Origin of the sequence: Cytobacillus oceanisediminis, assembly GCF_004366035.1 — a bacterium.
GTDB classification, from domain to species: domain Bacteria; phylum Bacillota; class Bacilli; order Bacillales; family Cytobacillaceae; genus Cytobacillus; species Cytobacillus oceanisediminis_C.
The window spans coordinates 1-2,473 of the sequence record NZ_SOEE01000048.1 but is presented as its reverse complement, the minus strand read 5'-3'; the positions used below and the strand labels follow the sequence as shown (position 1 = coordinate 2,473).

Annotated in this window: 3 protein-coding genes; all 3 read right to left on the bottom strand. The window is 33.7% G+C overall.

Features of this window, described 5'->3' with window-relative positions; translation table 11 throughout:
* Nucleotide 1: 1 nt before the first annotated feature.
* On the bottom strand, nt 2-1,228 hold the full coding sequence (locus DFO72_RS29045; protein ID WP_243856317.1) for a molybdopterin-dependent oxidoreductase: 1,227 nt from the start codon (nt 1,226-1,228) through the stop codon (nt 2-4).
* Nucleotides 1,200-2,282 carry a HAMP domain-containing sensor histidine kinase gene (locus DFO72_RS29040; RefSeq protein ID WP_113885938.1) on the bottom strand — a complete coding sequence of 361 codons (1,083 nt, stop codon included), beginning with the start codon at nt 2,280-2,282 and terminating at the stop codon, nt 1,200-1,202. The genes DFO72_RS29045 and DFO72_RS29040 overlap by 29 nt, the downstream gene beginning before the upstream one ends.
* Nucleotides 2,279-2,473 (bottom strand): winged helix-turn-helix domain-containing protein (locus tag DFO72_RS29035; RefSeq protein WP_134177351.1); only part of this gene is annotated, 195 nt, incomplete at its 5' end. The genes DFO72_RS29035 and DFO72_RS29040, both read right to left, overlap by 4 nt.

The window sequence follows — 2,473 nt, the reverse complement described above, 5'->3', positions numbered from 1 at the left end:
TTTAGTTAACCCATGCATCTTGTGAGTATCCTCGTTTTTCCCAATAACCGATATGTTCATAATCAATTAACTCAATTCTGTTCAACCACTTAACAGACTTGTAAGCATACATTTTAGGGACAATTAACCGTACTGGTCCGCCATTCTTTTCTGTGATTTGTTCTCCATCTATTAAAACGGCTACCATTACATCATCAATCATGGCATGATCTAGTGATAATGTGCTTGTGTATACACCATCTGCTGAATAAAACTTAACGTATTTCGCTTCTTTTTTTATACCTGCTTGCTTTAACAGAGTTCTTAAAGGTATACCTTCCCAAGTTACTGAATAAACACTCCAACCAGTCACACAATGGAAATCACTTACTTGAACATCTCTTTCAAGATGAACAAATTGATTCCATTTATAGGTACTCTTTTTTTCTACAAGACCATCAATTGTAAAACTCCAATTCTCATCGTTTAATTTTGGAATTTCAGTTATTGTATAATAACGAAATTCCCCCTTCCTGCCACCCCCAATTGGTGGGACTGACTTTGCATTTGGGCTTGGAATTGGAGAAAATTGATTCCTATTTAAACCAGATGACTTCTCACTATATGATACAAAATTTGGCTGAAACCATCTCGCAATTACCGGGAGGAACATAGAAACAATAATGCTTCCACTTAACGAACGCAGAAACGTTCTTCGTTTATAGATTGGATTACCATCTTCAATCAGCATTGGCTCTTCTTTGATTTCTACTTTATTAATACGTTTTTCTAGTTTCTTAAACCACTTACTTCTTGTCATACTATGATAAATGACATATGGTAACCCTATCCATGTTGCAACATCATGGATGAGTAAAGCCCATGAGCTAACAATTGGTGGAGTTACCCTATGAAAAGTCAATAAAAACCCAGAAATAATGAGGAGAATTAATATTGATAATATAAATCTAAGATTCACCCGATTATTTTTCTTTTTACTCAATGTTTTTACATGCTTTTTCATTTCAGGAATATAAACTAATAAGGGTATACAGATAATAACACCTATCCAAATATGAAGATCTTTCATCAGGACACGTATAGATGGAAAAGTAGAACGAAAAGCAGAAGAAAACAAAAGTAAACCTGTCATGCTTAATAAGAAAAACAAAATTGCGTTATAATGATGTAATTGAATTAGCTTCTTACCAAAATGTAAATTACGTTGAAATAAAATCTTCAAATTCACTCTTTTCCCCCACCTCACCTCTATTAATTGGCAAGACAATCATAAATTCGCTCCCTTTACCAACTTCACTTGTAGCTGTAATGCTTCCCTTGTGTTTTTCTACAACGGTTTTCGCTATGGCTAAACCTAGTCCGGCACCACCAAATTTTTTATTACGTGATTTCTCAATTCGATAGGTTCTTTCAAAAATATGAGGAAGCTCTTCCTTACTGATTCCTTCACCTTCATCCCGAATAGAAATTCTAATTTTTTGATTTGGTAATGCAACAACTGAAAGTGTAATTAATCCACCTTCATCTGAAAACCGAATTGCATTGTCTAATATATTAAATAAGACTTTTTGAAAATAAAGTGGGTCAACATCAATTGATGGAATTTGACTTGGAAGGTTAACATCTATTTCAATATTTTTTTGTTCTAAATGTATTTGCTCATGCTCGAGGACTGCGAGTAATAATTCATCTACTCGTATTGGTTCGTAAATAAGTTGGATCCCACCTGAATCCAGTAAGGTTAGCTGGAACAACTGTTGTATAAGTTGATCAAGTCGTTCTGTCTCAAACCCAATCGTACGTAAATACCGATTAAATGTAGCATCATCTTCTACGACTCCATCTTGAATTGCCGTAACAAATGCTTTTATTGATGACATCGGTGTTCTTAAATCATGAGAAATATTTGCTACCAATTCCTTCCTTGAAGCCTCTGCCTGTTTAATTTGGTTAAAGGCGTCGTTTAACCTGATATTCATAAGATTGAATCGGTTTGTTAATTCTTTTATTTCCTCAGGACCTTCAACAGGAAGTGAATGATCAAACTTTCCTTTCTCCATTTGATGAGACTGTTTAACAAGTAAAAGAATAGATCGTTCAACTGGTTTAGTAAGTAAATAATGAACAAAACTAGACAAAACGGATGAAAAAATAGTGATAATGGATAACCAAATAATAATATGATTTGGTAATACCATGTATTTATAACTTACAAATAAGAAAGAAAACATGATTAAAACACTTACACTATTAGCAATCAAAAATATCCATCTTATTTTCATTCGTCATCACCAGCCGAGAATTTATATCCAATTCCCCATACTGTTTGAATTAATTTTGGCTTTGATGGATCTTCTTCAATTTTTTCACGCAATCTCCGTATATGCACCGTAACAGTTGTCGTATCAACATCAAATTCTGTTTGCCATACCTTATATAAAAGCTGAGAACGAGAGAATACTTGCTTCGGATG